Genomic DNA, 16,563 nt, shown 5'->3' with positions numbered 1-16,563 from the left:
ACCAATCATGGAAGGGAGCCCCGATGCCCGAGACCGCCATCCCAGACATCGCCCTCAACGACGGAACCACGATCCCGCAGCTCGGCTTCGGCGTGTTCCGGGTGCCCGACCACGAAGCCACCTCCGCCGTGGCCGCGGCCCTCGACGCCGGGTACCGGGCTATCGACACCGCCGCCTACTACCGTAACGAACCCGGCACCGGCGCGGCGATCGCCGCGTCCGGAATCCCGCGCGAGCAGCTTCATATAACCACCAAGGTCTGGCACACCGACCTGGGCTACGACGCCACCCTTGCCGCCCTGGACAAGAGCCTCGCCAACGTCAAGCTCGACTACCTCGACCTGTACTTGATCCACTGGCCGGTGCCGTCCCGTGGTCTGTTCATCGAGACCTGGCAGGCGCTGGAGAGAATCAAAAGCGACGGCCTGGCCCGCTCCATCGGCGTCTCCAACTTCACCCCCGCCACGTTGGAGCGAATTCTCACGGAAACGGACACGGTGCCAGCCGTCAACCAGGTCGAGCTGCATCCACGACTGCCTCAAGCCCAAGTTCGCGAGTTCGACGCACGTCACGGCATTGCCACCCAGGCATGGAGCCCCCTCGGGCACGGCCAGCTTGTCTCTGACCCGACCGTCGCCGCCGTCGCCAAACGCCACGAGAAGACCACGGCACAGATCCTGCTGCGCTGGAACATCGAACTGGGCAACATCGTGATCTCGAAATCCGTCACACCGGAACGTATCCGATCGAACATGGACGTGTTCGACTTCCAGCTGACCAACGACGACCACCGCGACCTGGCGACACTCGACACCGGAACCCGCACCGGCCCGGACCCCGACGTCTACGGGGCCTGAAGCGCAAAGCCATCCGCTCCGAACGCGGTCACTTCGCCGCCGCCGACTGTCGCCATGCATCCGCCGAGAACGGCTGCCGCGACGACGCTCGCGCTAATGCTCGTCCCGGGAGAGTCCGTCGTCTACGGAGCCGATCGGCAGGCAGAGGATCGACTGGCGGCTGAGTTCACCGTCCTGGCGAGGAAAGAGGTAGGCAGAACCGACCCGGCTCTCCTGACCGAGGAGATCGAAGGGCCATGCCTCCTCCTGCTCGGCGGGCGTACCTGGCGGGTCGTCATAGCCCTTCAAAGCCCCCTGGCCGCCTGTGCGCTACTCCTCGGCCTAGTTCGGCGGCGTGGGGAGCTCGTGCGGGAACAGTGACGGTGCGAGGTCCTCGTTCCGGACGCTCCAGAGATCCTTCAGGCTGCTCTCGGGGTTGGTCGCCGCCAGCTGCGCGCCGAACGCCACGGCCCGCATGATACCGATCATCGCCTCGGCGGGGATGACGGTGGGGTCCGCCAGCAGCAGGACGCTGGTGCGGCCGGCCTGGACCGACACCCGCACGCGGAACGGCTGGCCGTACTGCTGCGCGAGGGGTGTCCACAGCAGCTCCGCCGGAGCCTGGTCGGCCGGGTCCGAGGGGTGGCGGTCGAGCTGGACGTAGTTGATCCAGCTCCGGAACAGGTGGTTGACCCAGCAGTCATGGGCCGGGCTCTTGCCGTCCCTGGCCGCGACTTCGGCGGCGATGGCCGCCACGCGGTCGAAGTCGTAGCAGGAGTACCGGTACGACCGGGCGCCCGCCCAGTGCAGGCGCTTGACGTGCTCGGCCAGCGAGGATCCTTGGTCGACGGTGGCGACGACCGGGATCAGCTGGTTCATCGTGCTGACGATGTCCTGGTGTTCCGGGGCGAACCGGTTCGAGGCCATCAGGCTCAGCGTGACCCGGTCGGTGCCGGTGTACCGCGCGAGGCCCGCGGCGATCAGGGCCGTCACCACCGACGGCGCGGTGACCCCGAGCCGCCTGGCGGCCTCGGCGGCCAGCCCGCCCAGCCGGCGCGAGTGCAGCGTCAGCTCCAGGCGGTTGCGCTTCACGCCCGCGGGCAACGTCGGGAGCTCGTCCATCAGGCCCTCGGCCAGGACGCGCCGCCAGTAACGCTCGGAGCTCTCCTGCCGCTCGCGCCACACCCCGCCGCTCCGCTGCCGCCGCGCCAGCTCGCGCGGCGCGGGTCCCATGCGCGCGGTTGCACGCGGGTCGGCGACCAGGGCCCGGAACTGGTCCTGGAGGTGGTGGATCGACCACACGTCGAGGATCAGGTGGGAGAACGACAGCGCGAGGAAGACCGGGGCGCCGTCGGTGGTGACGAGCACTCCCCGCCATCCCAGGGCGTCGGTCATCGGGAACCCGATGGCGGACAGCTCGTCCTTGGTGCGTTCGGGAACCTCGCGGTCGGCGACCACGCGGTCGACGCGCTCGATCGGCAACGTGACGGCCGGGTGGATCCGCTGCACCGGCTGCCCATCCCGCACGTGGTAGGTGGTCCGCAGCGGTTCGTGCCTGTCGACCAGCAGCCGCAGCGCGGTCGTCACCCGGTCGAGCGGGAGGCCCCGCAGGTCCCATGCCGTGGGGAGGTTGGCATCGCGCATCCAGTCGTCTGGATACCTCTCTATCTCTCGCCAGCTGAAGAGCTGGCCGTAACTGAGGGGGGCGTCGACGGACATATCGTCTCCTCCGGAGCACTCGTCGGGGCACCTGCCGTGTCTCGCCGCCCCATCCACAGCACCACCGCGGCGGCGCCGGCCGATATTTCAAGAAGCGTTACGAACGTGACAAGGGTCGCCGCGTCGGGGCTGGTCAGGGGCTGCCCCCGAAGCGCCTGCCAGGCGGCCACGGCGACGACCCCCGCGTACGTGCCGGCGGCCAGCCGGATCAGCCGTACCCGCACCCGCTCGGGGCGCAGCCACGCCGTGCGGAGCGCCAGCACTCCGAGCGCCACGGCCACCAGCGGCATCGCCTGGAGCGCGTGGATCCCGAGGAAGTGCGCCACCCTCAGGTCGCCCCCGGACGTGCTCCAGCCGACGACGGGCAGGCCCGGCCCTCCGTCGGGCACTCCCACACTGTGGGCGCCGGCGATGCCGTCCACGACGCCCGTCCGCAGGGAGTCGAGCGCCGGGGTGGACGTCGTCATGGAGAGGCCGAGCGCCATGCCGGCCAGCGACACGACCATGCCGAGCCTGATCGCCGACGCCACCGCGAGATCGGGGCGTTCCCGCCGCAAGTGGGACAGCATCCAGGCGAGCGTCACCGCGTACAGCGCGACGGAGACCGCGAACTTGAACGGCTTCATCCAGATCGGCTCGCCGGTGAGCATCCGGTCGTCCACGAGCAGCCCGGCGAGCGCGACGGCGCCGACCACGACCGAGGCGGCGACCGCCGCCAGCAATGGCCTGTGCGCTCGTATTCCGGATCGCGGGCGAGGCTTGAGAACGCTCATTCGAGGCCCCTCTCCTGAAGAGGCGGCTCTGCCGTCCATTACGGATCGCGCCGGCCACAGTACGAATATCCGGTGTTCATCCGAGGTCGAGGAAATGGGACGCGAGGGCCGTTCGTTTGAGGGAACGCGCCGGTGCCGCGTGGCGGGAATGGTCGCGACGGCCACCGGACCCGAACCCCTACGGCTCTCTCTGAAGCCCAGCATCTTGACCGTGAACGCCCACGTCAAGTGCGGATACCACGCGGGAGCGATGGCAGCTTGCTACTGGCAACAATGTGCCAACATGCGACCGTGGCCCAGGCCGGAGCGGTGCCATTAAGGTCGCAGTAACTAATCAATAGTCGCAAATTCACACTACTGTCCATCATTCCTGCGCGGTGTCTTTATGGAAACCGGCGGTGTCATGTTGGTGATGCCCGAGGCTTGAGGTGGCACGTTGATGGTTGGTGAGTCGATTCAGCTGACCGGCGCGACGGCCGACGATTCCGGCCGGCCGGACACCCGTCCTGATTTTTCGGCCGCGGAGCCGGTCGCCGTCGTCGGCATGGCCTGCCGGCTGCCCGGGGCGGACGATCCCGAGCGGTTCTGGCGGCTACTGCGCGACGGCGTGGACGCGGTGACGGCGGTGCCGGAAGGCCGGTGGCCGCACACCACAGCCATCGAGTACCCCCGCGGCGGCTTCATCGCGGACGTGGACCGCTTCGACGCCGGGTTCTTCGGGATCTCGCCGAACGAGGCCACGGCCATGGACCCCCAGCAGCGGCTCACGCTGGAGCTGGCGTGGGAGGCGCTGGAGAACGCGCGGATGGTGCCGGGCACGCTGCGCGGGACCGCCGCCGGCGTCTTCCTCGGAGCGATCTCCAACGACTACGCCGCGCTGCAGGACCGGCTCGGCGCCGGCGGGCTCGGCCGGCACACCTACACCGGCGCCAACCGTGCGATGATCGCCAACCGGGTGTCCTACTTCCTCGGGCTGAACGGCCCGAGCCTGACCCTCGACACCGGCCAGTCGTCGTCGCTGGTGGCCGTGCAGATGGCCTGCGAGAGCCTGCGCCGCGGTGAGACCCGGCTCGCGCTCGCCGGCGGCGTCAACCTCAACCTGCTGGCGGAGACCACCGCCGCCATCGGCAGCTTCGGCGCCCTGTCACCGGACGGCCGCTGCTACGTCTTCGACAGCCGCGCCAACGGCTACGTGCGCGGCGAGGGCGGCGCGCTCGTCGTGCTCAAGCCGCTGCCGGCGGCGCTCGCCGACGGGGACGCCGTCCACTGCGTGATCCTCGGCGGCGCGGTCAACAACGACGGCGGCGGCGACGGGCTGACGGTGCCGAGCGGGCGAGCCCAGCGGGAGGTCATCACGCTGGCCCGGGCGCACGCCGGGGTCGGGGCCGCCGACGTCCAGTACGTGGAGCTGCACGGCACCGGCACCAAGGTCGGGGACCCCGTCGAGGCGTCCGCGCTGGGCGCGGCGGGCGGCGCCGAGGAGTCCGCGCCGGCCGCCGGCGGCGACGTCCGGCCGGACACCGGCCCGTTGCTGGTCGGCTCGGTGAAGACCAACATCGGCCACCTAGAAGGCGCCGCGGGCATCGCCGGGCTCCTCAAGGTGGCGCTGAGCCTCAGGCACCGCGAGCTGCCGCCGAGCCTGAACTTCGAGACCCCGAACCCCGAGATCCCGCTGGACGAGCTCGGCCTTCAGGTCGTGCGCTCCGCCCGCCCCTGGCCCTCGGCCGGGCGGCCCCTGGTCGCGGGCGTCAGCTCCTTCGGAATGGGCGGCACCAACTGCCACCTGATCCTGGCCGAAGCACCCCCCGCCGAACCTGCCGCATCCCCCGGCGAACAGTCCGCGAACCCTGACGACCCCGCCGTTCGGACCGATGAACCCGCCGCACCGGCCGCGCCTGCGAGTGAGGACATGCCGTGGGTGCTGTCCGCGCGTTCCGCCGCCGCGTTGCGGGGCCAGGCTCGGCGGCTGCACACCCGCGTCAGCGAGGACCCGTCGCTCGGGACCGCCGACGTGGCGCTGGCCCTGGTCCGCAGCCGGACCGGGTTCGAGCACCGGGCGGTGGTCCTCGGCGCGGACCGCGACGCCCGGCTCGCCGGCCTGGAAGCGCTCGCCGCCGGTCTGCCCGGCGCATCCGTGGTCACCGGTTCCGTGACCGCCGGCCGCGGCGCGTTCGTCTTCCCCGGACAGGGGTCGCAGTGGCCGGCGATGGCACGTGAACTCCTCACCGGCTCGCCCGCCTTCGCCGAGCGGATCGCGGAGTGCGCGGAAGCCCTCGAACCGTTCACCGACTACTCGCTGCTCGACGTCTTGCGGGGACCGCACGGCGCCCCCGGCCTCGCCCGCGACGGCGGGCCCGCCGCGGGCGGAGGAGCGGCGACGCTCGACCGCGTCGACGTGGTCCAACCGGCGCTGTGGGCGGTAATGGTCTCGCTCGCCGGGCTCTGGCGGGCCCACGGCGTCGAACCTCACATGGTCGTCGGGCACTCCCAGGGGGAGATCGCGGCGGCGACCGTCGCGGGCGCGCTGTCCCTCGCGGACGCGGCCAGGGTCGTGGCGCTGCGCAGCCGCGCCATCGCCGGCATCACCGGCCGGGGCGGCATGATGTCGATCGCGGCCCCGCTTGACGTCGTCGAGCAGGCGGTACGCCCGCTGGACGCGCACGTGGCCGTGGCCGCCTACAACGGGCCTCGCTCCGTGGTCGTCTCCGGGACGCGGGAGGCGCTCCCCGAGCTCGGACGGCAGCTCTCGGCCGCCGGGTACCGCACGAAGCTCCTCCCGGTCGACTACGCCTCGCACTCCCCCGAGGTCGAGGGGATCCGCGACGAGGTGCTCAGGGCACTGGCCCCCATCCGGCCGGTCAGCACGGACACGGTGTTCATCTCCACGCTGACCGGCGAGCCGATGGACACCGCCGGGCTCGACGCCGGCTACTGGTACCGGAGCCTGCGGCAGCCGGTGCTGTTCGCCCAGGCCACCCGGCGGGCGCTCGACGAGCGCTGCGGCCTGTTCGTCGAGTGCAGCCCGCACCCGGTGCTCACGGCCGGGGTCGAGGAGACGATCGAGGAGGCCGGGCGGGACGCGGCGGTCGTCGGCACGCTGCGCCGCGGCGACGGCGGGCCGGACCGGTTCCGGCGGGCGCTGGCCGAGGCGTACACCCGCGGAGCCGGCGTCGACTGGGCCGGCCCGGGTGACTCCGGCCAGGGTGATTCCGGTACGCGTGATTCCGGTGGGGGCGACGTGCCGGGCGCACGGCTGGTCGACCTGCCCACCTACGCGTTCCAGCGCCGGCGGTACTGGCCGGAGACCGACGTGCGGCACCCCGTCCAGACCGGTCACGAGCCGTCCGCACCCGCGATGCCCACCGGCCCGGAGATGCTGACCGGCCCGGCAAAGTCCACCGGCCCGGCAAAGTCCACCGGCCCGGCAAAGTCCACCGGCCCGTGGAGCGAGGACGGGCTCTCGCGGCGCGCGGTGCGCGAGCTGGTGCTGACCGCCGCCGCCGGGCTGCTCGGACACGAGGACACCCGGGCCGTGGAGCCGGCCAGGACCTTCAAGGACCTCGGCTTCGAGTCGGCGACCTTGGAGGACCTTCGCAACCGGCTGCGGTCGGCGACCGGGCTGCGGCTGCCGACCGGCCTGCTGTACGACCAGCCGACCCCCGACCGGCTCATCGACCACCTGTACGGCCTGCTCCACGACGGGCCGTCCGAAGCGGCGGCCGAGGTGAGCGCGCGGGACGAGACCGACCCCATCGTGGTGGTCGCCATGGGCTGCCGCTATCCCGGAGGTGTCGCCTCGCCGGACGATCTTTGGCGGCTCGTCCGCACCGGCACCGACGCGATCACCGAGTTCCCCGAGAACCGCGGCTGGGACCTCGACGCGCTGTTCGCCCAGGGGCCTGAAAGATCCGGCACGAGCGACACCAGGCACGGCGGCTTCCTGCACGACGCCGACCAGTTCGACGCCGGGTTCTTCGGCATCAGCCCCCGCGAGGCGGCCGCCATGGACCCCCAGCAGCGGCTGCTCATGGAGATCTGCTGGGAGACCGTCGAGCGGGCGGGCCTGGACCCCGCCGAGCTGCGGGAGTCGGCCACGGGCGTGTTCGTGGGCGCCATGGCCTCCGACTACGGCCCCCGGCTGCACCAGTCCACGGGCACCGCCGACGGGCACCTGCTGACCGGCACCGCGCTCAGCGTCGCGTCCGGGCGGATCGCGTACGCCCTGGGCCTGCGGGGGCCCGCGATCACCGTGGACACCGCGTGCTCGTCCTCGCTGGTCGCGATCGTCCTCGCGGTGCAGGCGCTGCGGCGCGGGGAGTGCTCGCTGGCGCTGGCAGGCGGCGCGACGGTGATGTCCAGCCCCGGGATGTTCGTCGAGTTCAGCCGCCAGGGCGGTCTGGCCCCCGACGGCCGCTGCAAGGCCTTCTCCGCCGCCGCGGACGGCACGGGCTGGGGCGAGGGCGCGGGAATGCTGCTGCTGGAGCGCTCGTCCGACGCGCGCCGCCGGGGGCACCCCGTACTCGCCGTGATCCGGGGCGGCGCGGTCAACCAGGACGGGGCCAGCAACGGCCTGACCGCCCCGAGCGGCCAGGCCCAGCGGGACGTGATCAGGCAGGCGCTGGCCGACGCCCGCCTCACCGCCGGCGACGTCGACGTGGTGGAGGCGCACGGCACCGGCACCAGGCTCGGGGACCCCATCGAGGCCGAGTCGATCATCGCCGCGTACGGCGAGGACCGTGACGCGGAGCGCCCGGTCTGGCTCGGCTCGCTCAAGTCGAACATCGGCCACACCCAGGCGGCGGCCGGCGTCGGCGGCGTGATCAAGATGATCAAGGCGCTTGAGCACCGGACGTTGCCGCCGACCCTGCATGTGGAGGAGCCGACGCCGCACGTCGACTGGAGCGGCGGCTCGGTGCGGCTGCTCACCGAACCGGTCGAGCTGCCGGACGACCGTCCGGTACGGGCGGCCGTCTCCGGGTTCGGCATCAGTGGCACGAACGCACATGTGATCTTGGAGGGACCGCCGGAGGCCGTCCCGGTCCCGGTGGAGCCGCAAGGCCCGCTGGTCTGGGTGGTGTCGGCGAAGTCCGAGGCGTCGCTGCGCGCTCAGGCGGGCCGCCTGCGGACGTACGCGGCGGACGCCGAGCCCGGTGACCTGGTGGCCGCCGGGCGGGTGCTGTCGCGGCGGCCGGGGTTCGCCCACCGCGCCGTGGTGGTCGCGGAGGGCCGGGACGAGCTGGTCGCAGGCCTGGCGGCGCTGGCGGACGGCGCGCCGCACGCGACCGTGGTACGCGGGGTGGCGGGCGCCGACGTGCGCCCGGTGTTCGTGTTCCCCGGGCAGGGGTCGCAGTGGGCCGGGATGGCCGTCGACCTGCTGGACTCCAGCGAGGTGTTCCGCACCCACCTGCGGCGGTGCGAGCGGGCGCTGGAGCCGTACACCGGCTGGTCGGTGGAGGGGGTGCTGCGCGGCGAGCAGGGCGCGCCGCCCCTGGAAGGCTCCGACGTGATCCAGCCGGTCCTGTTCGCGGTCATGGCGTCGCTCGCGGAGCTGTGGCGGTCGCTCGGGGTCGACCCCTCCGCCGTGATCGGGCACTCCCAGGGAGAGATCACCGCCGCGTGCGTCGCGGGGGCGCTCGGGCTGGAGGACGCGGCGAAGGTCGTGGCCCTGCGCGGCCAGGCGCTGATGAAGCTCGGGGACAGCGGTGGCATGCTCGCCGTGTCCCTGCCGGCCGCGCGGGCGCGGGAGCTGCTGGAGCCGTGGCCCGACCGGCTCTGGGTGGCCGTGCACAGCGGCCCGGCCAGCACGGTGGTGGCCGGTGACCTGGACGCGCTGGAGGAGTTCGCCGCCGCCTGCGGCGACACCGTGCAGACCCGGCGGGTGGCGATCGACTACGCGGCCCACACCCCGCACATCGAGGCGCTCCGCGAGGAACTGCTGGCCACGCTGGACGAGGTGACACCCAAGCCCACCGGCGTCGCCTTCTGCTCCTCGCTGGCCGGCGCGTTCATCGGCCACGCCGAGCTGAACACCGCGTACTGGTACAACAGCCTGCGCAACCCGGTGCGCTTCGAAGAGGGGATCCGTGCCTTCGCCGGGCACGGCACCCCGCTGTTCATCGAGACGAGCCCGCACCCCGTGCTCACCGGGCACATCCAGGACACCCTGGAGACCGCCGGCATGCCCGGAGGCGCCACCGGAACCCTGCGCAGGGGCGAGGGCCACTGGCGGCGGTTCCTGCTGGCGGCGGGCCAGGCGTACGTGCTCGGCGCCGACGTCAACTGGGCGAAGGCCCTCGGCCCGGGGCCGTACCGCCACGTCGACCTGCCCACCTACCCCTTCGAGCACCGCAGATACTGGATCGACGGCGCCGCCGCCACCGTGGACGTCGCCGCGAGGGGCATGGACGCCTCCCGGCACCCGCTGCTCGGCGCGGTGGTACCGCTGGCCGGGGACGACGGGTTCCTGCTCACCGGGCGGCTGTCGCGCGGCGCGATGCCGTGGCTCGCCGACCACGTGGTGGACGGCGAGGTGCTGCTGCCGGGCACCGCCTTCGTCGAGCTGGCCATGGAAGCGGCGACCACGGCCGGCTGCGACGAGATAGAGGACTTGACGCTCGAAGCGCCGCTGATCCTGCCCGAGGCCGGGGCCGTCCAGGTGCAGCTCACGGTCGGCGGCCCGGACGCGGACGGCCGGCGCGGCCTGACCGTGCACGCCCGCCACGCGGGCGACGCCGAGGCCACGTGGACCCGGCACGCCACCGGCACGCTCGCCACGGCTCCGGCCGCGCCCCCTGAGCGGCTCGCCGGCCGGCCGCCCGCGGACGGCGTCGCGGTCGACCTGGACGAGGTGTACGAGCGGCTCGCCGAGCGCGGTTACGAGTACGGCCCCGCGTTCCAGGGGCTCCGGGCGGCCTGGCGCGTGGACGGCGGCGCGTACGTCGAGGTGGCGTTGCCGGAGCACGTCCGCGGGGACGCCGGCCGGTTCACCTTCCATCCGGCGCTGCTGGACGCGGCGCTTCACCTGCTGGTGCTCGACTCGGCCGAGGCAGGGAAGGACGTGCCCTCGCTGCTGCTGCCGTTCTCCTGGAGCGGGGTGCGCGTGTCCGTCCTCGGCGCCGAGGCGTCGCGGGTGCGGATCTCGGACCTCGGCGACGACCGGGTGTCCCTGGCCCTCCACGACAGCGACGGAAACCGGGTCGCGGGTGTCGACGCGCTGACGCTGCGCCGGGTCCCGAGAGACGGCGGGGCCTCGCGCACCGCGCCGGACGCCGCCTCGTACACCGTCGACTGGATCGACCTCGCGGTGCCGGAGACCGACCTCGCCGACCGGCGATGGGCCGTGGTGGGGTACGACGCCTTCGCCGACGACATCGGGGCGGAGCTGCGCGGGGCCGGACTCAACGCCCCGCGCTACTACGACCTCGCCTCGCTCGCCGAGATGACCGCGGGCGAGGTCCCGGGCGTCGTCCTCGTTCCTTACCTGCCGGAGACCGACGCGGACGACGTGCCGTACTCGGTGCGCGACGGCATGTACCAGGCCCTCGACCTCGTGCAGGGCTGGGTCGGCGACGAGCGGTTCTCTGGCTGCCGCCTGGTGTTCGTGACCCGGGGCGTCTTCGACCCGGAGGGCGGCATGGTCCCGGCCGTGGTAGCCGGACCGGTGTGGGGGCTGGTGCGGTCGGCGCAGGCCGAGCATCCGGGACGGTTCGTGCTGCTGGACGCCGACGAGGGCTTCTCCGCCTGGGGGCTGGTCGCCTCGGCGGTGGCCTCGGGCGAGTCGCAGCTGGTGGCGCGGGACGGGAAGCTCCTGGTCCCCCGCCTGGCCCGCCGGACGGCCGAGACGCCGGCCGGGTCCTCGGACGTGGGCTCGGGAACCGTGCTGGTGACCGGTGGCACGGGCGGGCTGGGAAGCCTGGTCGCCCAGCGGCTGGTGGAGCGGCACGGCGCCAGGAACCTGCTGCTGGTGTCGCGGCGCGGGCCGGACGCGCCCGGTGCCGGTGAGCTGGTGTCCCGGCTGGAAGGACTCGGGGCGCGGGTCACGGTGGCGGCGTGCGACGTGTCGGACCGCGACGCGCTGGAGGCACTGCTGGAGTCGATCCCCGCGCAGGGGCCGCTGACCGGTGTGGTGCACACGGCGGGCGTCCTGGACGACGCCACCGTGGAGGGGCTTTCCGCGCAGCGGCTCGACTCGGTGTTCGCGCCCAAGGTGGACGCGGCCTGGTACCTGCACGAGCTGACGCGGGAGCTCCCGCTGTCGTGGTTCGTGGTGTTCTCCTCGGTCGCCGGCGTGGTCGGGAACCCGGGCCAGGGCAACTACGCCGCGGCCAACGTGTTCCTGGACGTCCTCGCGGCGCACCGTCGCGGGCTCGGCCTGCCGGCGGTGTCGGTGGCGTGGGGCCTGTGGGACACCGTCGACGCCGGGATGTCGGGGCAGATGTCGGCGGCGGACACGGCCCGCCTCGCCCACGCGGGCATCGCGCCGCTGACCGTCGAGCAGGGCCTTGAGCTGTTCGACTCCGCGCTCGCCTCGCCCGGCCCGCTGGTCGTCGCCGCCAAGTGGGACAACACCGCCCTGCGTGCCCGCGCCGAGAGGGGTGAGCTGCCGTCGGTGCTGCGAGGCCTGGTACGCGCCCTGCGCCGCGCGGCCACCGCCACCGCGGCCGGGGCGGCGTCCACCGCCGCCGGATCGGCGGGCCTGGTCGAGCGCCTGGCCGCGATGGCCGAGGCGGAGGCGCGCGGTCACCTGGCCGACCTGGTGCGCTCCCACGTGGCCGCCGTCCTCGCCCACGGCAGCATAGAGAACGTCGGGGTGGACCGGGCGTTCAACGAGCTGGGGTTCGACTCGCTGACCGGGGTGGAGCTGCGCAACCGGCTCAACGGCGACACCGGACTGCGGCTGCCCGCGACGCTGGTGTTCGACCATCCGAACGTCACCGCCCTGACCGACTACCTCTTCCGCACCCTGGCGCCCGCGGCCCCCTCACCTGAGGACACCCTGCGCGGGGCCGTGGAACGGGTCGAGTCCATGCTGTCGGGCGCCAGCGAGGACGCGGAGGCCATTCGCGGCAAGCTCGTCGCCATCGCGCAGAGCGCCGTCACGAGGTTCGGCGCCGGTCTGATCACCAGGTTCGCCGCCGGCACGAGTGGCACGAGCGGCGCCGAGGACGTGGTGGAGAAGATCGATTCCGCTTCCGATGAGGAGATCTTCGCGCTCATCGACGACCGAACTATGACGTCTCCCCTGAGATCCTCCCTGGAAAGGCCCGATCATGGCCAATGAGGAAAAGCTGCGCGACTACCTCAAGCGTGTGACCGTCGAACTCGCGGAGACCCGTCAGCGGCTGGCCGGCGTCGAGGATCGGCGTCATGAGCCGATCGCCATCATCGGGATGGCGTGTCGCTATCCGGGTGGTGTGGCCAGTCCCGAGGATCTGTGGGATCTGGTCGTCTCGGGTGGGGACGCGATCGGTGGTTTCCCTGTCGATCGCGGCTGGGACGAGGGGTTGTACGACCCCGACCCCGAGGCGCTGGGCAAGTCGTACACGCGGCATGGCGGGTTTCTCTACGACGCGGGCGACTTCGACGCCGGCTTCTTCGGGATGAGCCCGCGTGGTGCCCTGGCGACCGATCCGCAGCACCGGCTGATGTTGCAGGCGGCCTGGGAGGCGTTCGAGCGGGCCGGTATCGACCCGGCGACCCTGCGCGGCAGCCGTACCGGCGTCTACGTGGGCAACATGTACAACGACTACTCGCTGCGCTTCACCAACGGCTCCGTACCCGAGGCGGTCGAGGGCATCCTCATGGTCTCCAGCGCGGCCAGCGTCCTGCCCGGGCGGGTCTCGTACACCTTCGGGCTGGAAGGCCCGTCGATCGCGGTCGACACGGCGTGCTCGTCGTCGCTGGTGGCGATGCACCTGGCGGTGCAGGGCCTGCGGCGCGGGGAGTGCTCGCTGGCGCTGGCCGGCGGCGTGACGGTGATGGCGACCCCCGACTCGTTCGTGGAGTTCTCGCGGCAGCGTGCGCTGGCCCCGGACGGGCGGTGCAAGTCGTTCTCCTCCACGGCGGACGGCGCGGCGTGGGCCGAGGGCGTGGGCGTGCTGGCGCTGGAGCGGCTGTCGGACGCCCAGCGCAACGGGCGGCGGATCCTCGGAGTGATCCGGGGGTCGGCGGTCAACCAGGACGGCGCGAGCAACGGGCTGACCGCGCCGAACGGCCCGGCCCAGGAGCGTGTGGTGGAGCAGGCGCTGGCCGACGCCCGCCTGGACACCAGGGACGTGGACGCCGTCGAGGCGCACGGCACCGGCACCAGGCTGGGAGACCCGATCGAGGCCCAGGCCCTCATGGCCACCTACGGGCGCAACCGCCGCGCCGAGCGTCCTCTGTGGCTGGGCTCGGTGAAGTCGAACATCGGCCACACCCAGGCCGCCGCCGGCGTCGCCGGTGTGATCAAGATGGTGATGGCGATGCGGCACGGGGTGCTGCCGCGGACGCTGCACGTCGACGAGAGCGAGCCGCACATCGACTGGTCGGCGGGCGGGGTCGGGCTCCTGACCGAGGCCAGGGAGTGGTCGCGTGACGGCCACCCGCGCCGGTCCGGGGTGTCCTCGTTCGGCATCGGCGGCACGAACGCCCACGTCATCCTGGAGGAGGCCCAGGAACAGCCGAGCACTCCCGCCGCCCCGCCCCTCGTGACCGCCGGCCCCGGCGCGGCACCGCTGGCCTGGGTGCTCAGCGCTCACAGCGCCCCGTCGCTGCGTGCGCAGGCCGCCCGGCTGCACGACTTCGTCACCGCCGACGCGACCCTGCGCCCGGCCGACGTGGCGCACTCCCTGGCCTCCGGCCGGTCGCTGTTCGAGCACCGTGCCGTCGTCCTCGGCCACGACAGGGACGCCCTGATCGCCGGCCTCGCCGACCACCTGCGGGACAAGCCGGTGGCCGAGGTGGTCAAGGGCTTCGCCCAGGAGAAGCCCAGGCTGGCGTACCTGTTCACCGGCCAGGGCGGGCAGCGGCTCGGGATGGGGCGCGAGCTGTACGCCGTGGCGCCGGTGTTCGCCGAGGCCCTCGACGCGGTCTGCGCCGCGGTCGACGCCCACCTCGACCGCCCGCTGCGCGAGGTCATGTGGGCGGAGCCCGGCACGCCCGAGGCTGAGTGGCTGAACGAGACCCGCTACACCCAGCCGGCGCTGTTCGCCTACGAGGTGGCCGCCTTCCGGCTGCTGGAGGCGCTCGGCGTCACGCCCGACTTCGTGGCCGGGCATTCGGTGGGCGAGTTCGCCGCCGCGCACGTCGCGGGCATCTGGTCGCTGGCCGACGCCGCGCGGCTGGTCACCGCCCGCGCCCGCCTGATGCAGGCCCTCGACGAGCCCGGCGCGATGATCGCCATCGAGGCCGCGGAGGAGGAGGTCGCGCCCACCCTGGCAGGCCGGGAGCTCCTGGTGGGGATCGCAGCGGTCAACGGCCCCACCAGCGTGGTCGTCTCCGGTGCCGAAGAGGTGTGCCTCGCGGTGGCCGACGAATGGCGTGAGCTCGGCCGGCGAACCCGGCGGCTCCCGGTCAGCCACGCCTTCCACTCCCCGCTGATGGAGCCGATGCTCGCCGAGTTCGCCGCCGAGCTGGGGAGCGTGCGGTTCGGCGAGGCGCGGATCCCGTTCGCCACCAACGTCGGCGGCGACGCCACCTGGACGGCACCGGAGTACTGGATCGAGCAGGTCCGCCGGCCCGTGCTGTTCCACGCGACGATCGGGCGGCTGGAGTCCGAAGGGGTGAGCACCTACATCGAGGTCGGGCCGGACGCGGTCCTGTCCGGCATGGCGCACGACTGCGTCACCCAGCAGGACGCCTCGGTCGTCTCCCTCAACCGGCGGCAGCGGTCCGAGCCGGACGCGCTGGTCACCTGCCTCGCGCAGGCCTGCGTGGCGGGCGTGGCCGTCGACTGGCCCGCCCTGTCCGGCGGTGCGGACGTCGACCTTCCGACCTACGCGTTCGACCGCGAGCGCTTCTGGCTCAACTCGCCGGTACGCGCTTCCGGCGTCTCGTCGGCCGGGCTGCGCGGGCTCGGGCATCCGCTCCTGGGCGCGGTGGTCGACATCGCCGACGACGGCACGACGGTGTTCACCGGCCGCCTGTCGGTCACCGGCTCACCGTGGCTGGCCGACCACGTGATGCTCGGCGCGACCGTGCTGCCGGGCGCCGCGTTCGTCGACATCGTCCTGGAGGCCGGCGGCCAGCTCGGCTGCGACCTGGTCGAGGAGCTGATGTTCGAGGCGCCGCTGGTGCTGCCGGAGCAGGGCGCGCTGGCGTTGCAGGTCGTCGTCGAGCACGCGGACGACGCAGGCACCCGGCCGGTGCGGGTGCACTCCCGCCCCGCCGACGACCACGAGGCGCCGTGGACCCGCCACGTCTCCGGCGCCGTGACCGTGGACGGTGGTACGGCCGGTGCTTGTGACTGGGCGGGGGTGTGGCCGCCGGTGGGTGCGTCGGTGGTGGCGCTTGATGGTGGGTACGAGCGGTTGGCTGATCTTGGTTATGAGTATGGTCCGGTGTTTCAGGGGGTGCGGGGGGTTTGGCGGCGGGGTGGTGAGTTGTTCGCCGAGGTGTCGTTGGACGATGAGGTGGAGGTGGCGGGGTTCGGGTTGCATCCGGGGTTGCTGGATGCGGTGTTCCATCCGTTGCTGATCGCCGGTGGGGTTGATGGGCTGCGGTTGCCGTTCGAGTTCCGTGGTGTGCGGCTGTCCGCCGCCGGTGCCCGCGTGCTCCGGGTCCGGCTGGAATCCGTCGGCACCGACGGGTGCGCCATCGAGGCCGCCGACGTCTCCGGCCGGCCGGTCTTCTCGATGGAGTCCCTGCGGGTCCGTTCGGTTCCGCTCGAGTCGCTGGCCGGTACGGCCGGCGGCCAGGCGGTGGCCGTACCGCACGGGGTCGACTGGGTGGACGTCGCGGTCACCCCGGACGACGGCGGCTCCCGGTGGGTCTTCCTGGGTGAGCCGGTGGCGGGCCTGGACGGCTACCCGGATGTGGACGCGCTCGGTGTGGCGGTGGCGGCGGGTGAGCCGGTGCCCGGCTTCGTGGTGGCCTCGTGCGTGGCCGATCCGGTGGACGTGCCGGCCGGGGTGCGGGAGCTTTCCGGCCGGGTGCTGGGTTTGGTGCGCGGCTGGGTGGCCGATGAGCGGTTCGCGGGTTGCCGTCTGGTGGTGTTGACCCGTGGTGCGGCGGGTCCGGATGCGGGTGCCGATGTC

5 protein-coding genes are annotated in these 16,563 nt (G+C 73.0%); 3 read left to right on the top strand and 2 right to left on the bottom strand.

Translation table 11 applies throughout. From position 1 onward, the window contains the following. Positions 1 to 23: 23 nt before the first annotated feature. Positions 24 to 857, top strand: coding sequence for an aldo/keto reductase (locus tag AB0O34_RS13440; RefSeq protein WP_363915622.1), 834 nt, complete (start codon positions 24 to 26; stop codon positions 855 to 857). Between the two features lie 321 nt (positions 858 to 1,178). On the opposite strand, the gene AB0O34_RS13435 is transcribed toward AB0O34_RS13440, so the two are convergent. Then, the gene (locus AB0O34_RS13435) at positions 1,179 to 2,555 is read right to left on the bottom strand and encodes a condensation domain-containing protein (RefSeq protein WP_363915621.1); all 1,377 of its coding nucleotides are present in this window, start codon (positions 2,553 to 2,555) and stop codon (positions 1,179 to 1,181) included. Further along, the gene (locus tag AB0O34_RS13430) at positions 2,501 to 3,328 is read right to left on the bottom strand and encodes a hypothetical protein (RefSeq protein WP_363915620.1); all 828 of its coding nucleotides are present in this window, start codon (positions 3,326 to 3,328) and stop codon (positions 2,501 to 2,503) included. The genes AB0O34_RS13435 and AB0O34_RS13430 overlap by 55 nt, the downstream gene beginning before the upstream one ends. Before the next feature lie 439 nt (positions 3,329 to 3,767). On the opposite strand from AB0O34_RS13430, the gene AB0O34_RS13425 reads away from it, so the two are divergent. Further along, a complete protein-coding gene (locus tag AB0O34_RS13425) occupies positions 3,768 to 12,608 on the top strand; it encodes an SDR family NAD(P)-dependent oxidoreductase (protein ID WP_363915619.1) in 8,841 nt (2,946 codons plus the stop codon). Continuing rightward, the coding region (locus AB0O34_RS13420; RefSeq protein ID WP_363915618.1) for a beta-ketoacyl synthase N-terminal-like domain-containing protein at positions 12,598 to 16,563 on the top strand (3,966 nt) is incomplete at its 3' end. The genes AB0O34_RS13425 and AB0O34_RS13420, both read left to right, overlap by 11 nt.

The sequence above is a fragment of the Sphaerisporangium sp. NPDC088356 genome, assembly GCF_040685555.1.
Lineage (GTDB): Bacteria > Actinomycetota > Actinomycetes > Streptosporangiales > Streptosporangiaceae > Sphaerisporangium.
Note: the sequence above shows the minus strand (reverse complement) of the source record. Positions and strands in the feature narration are given on the sequence as shown.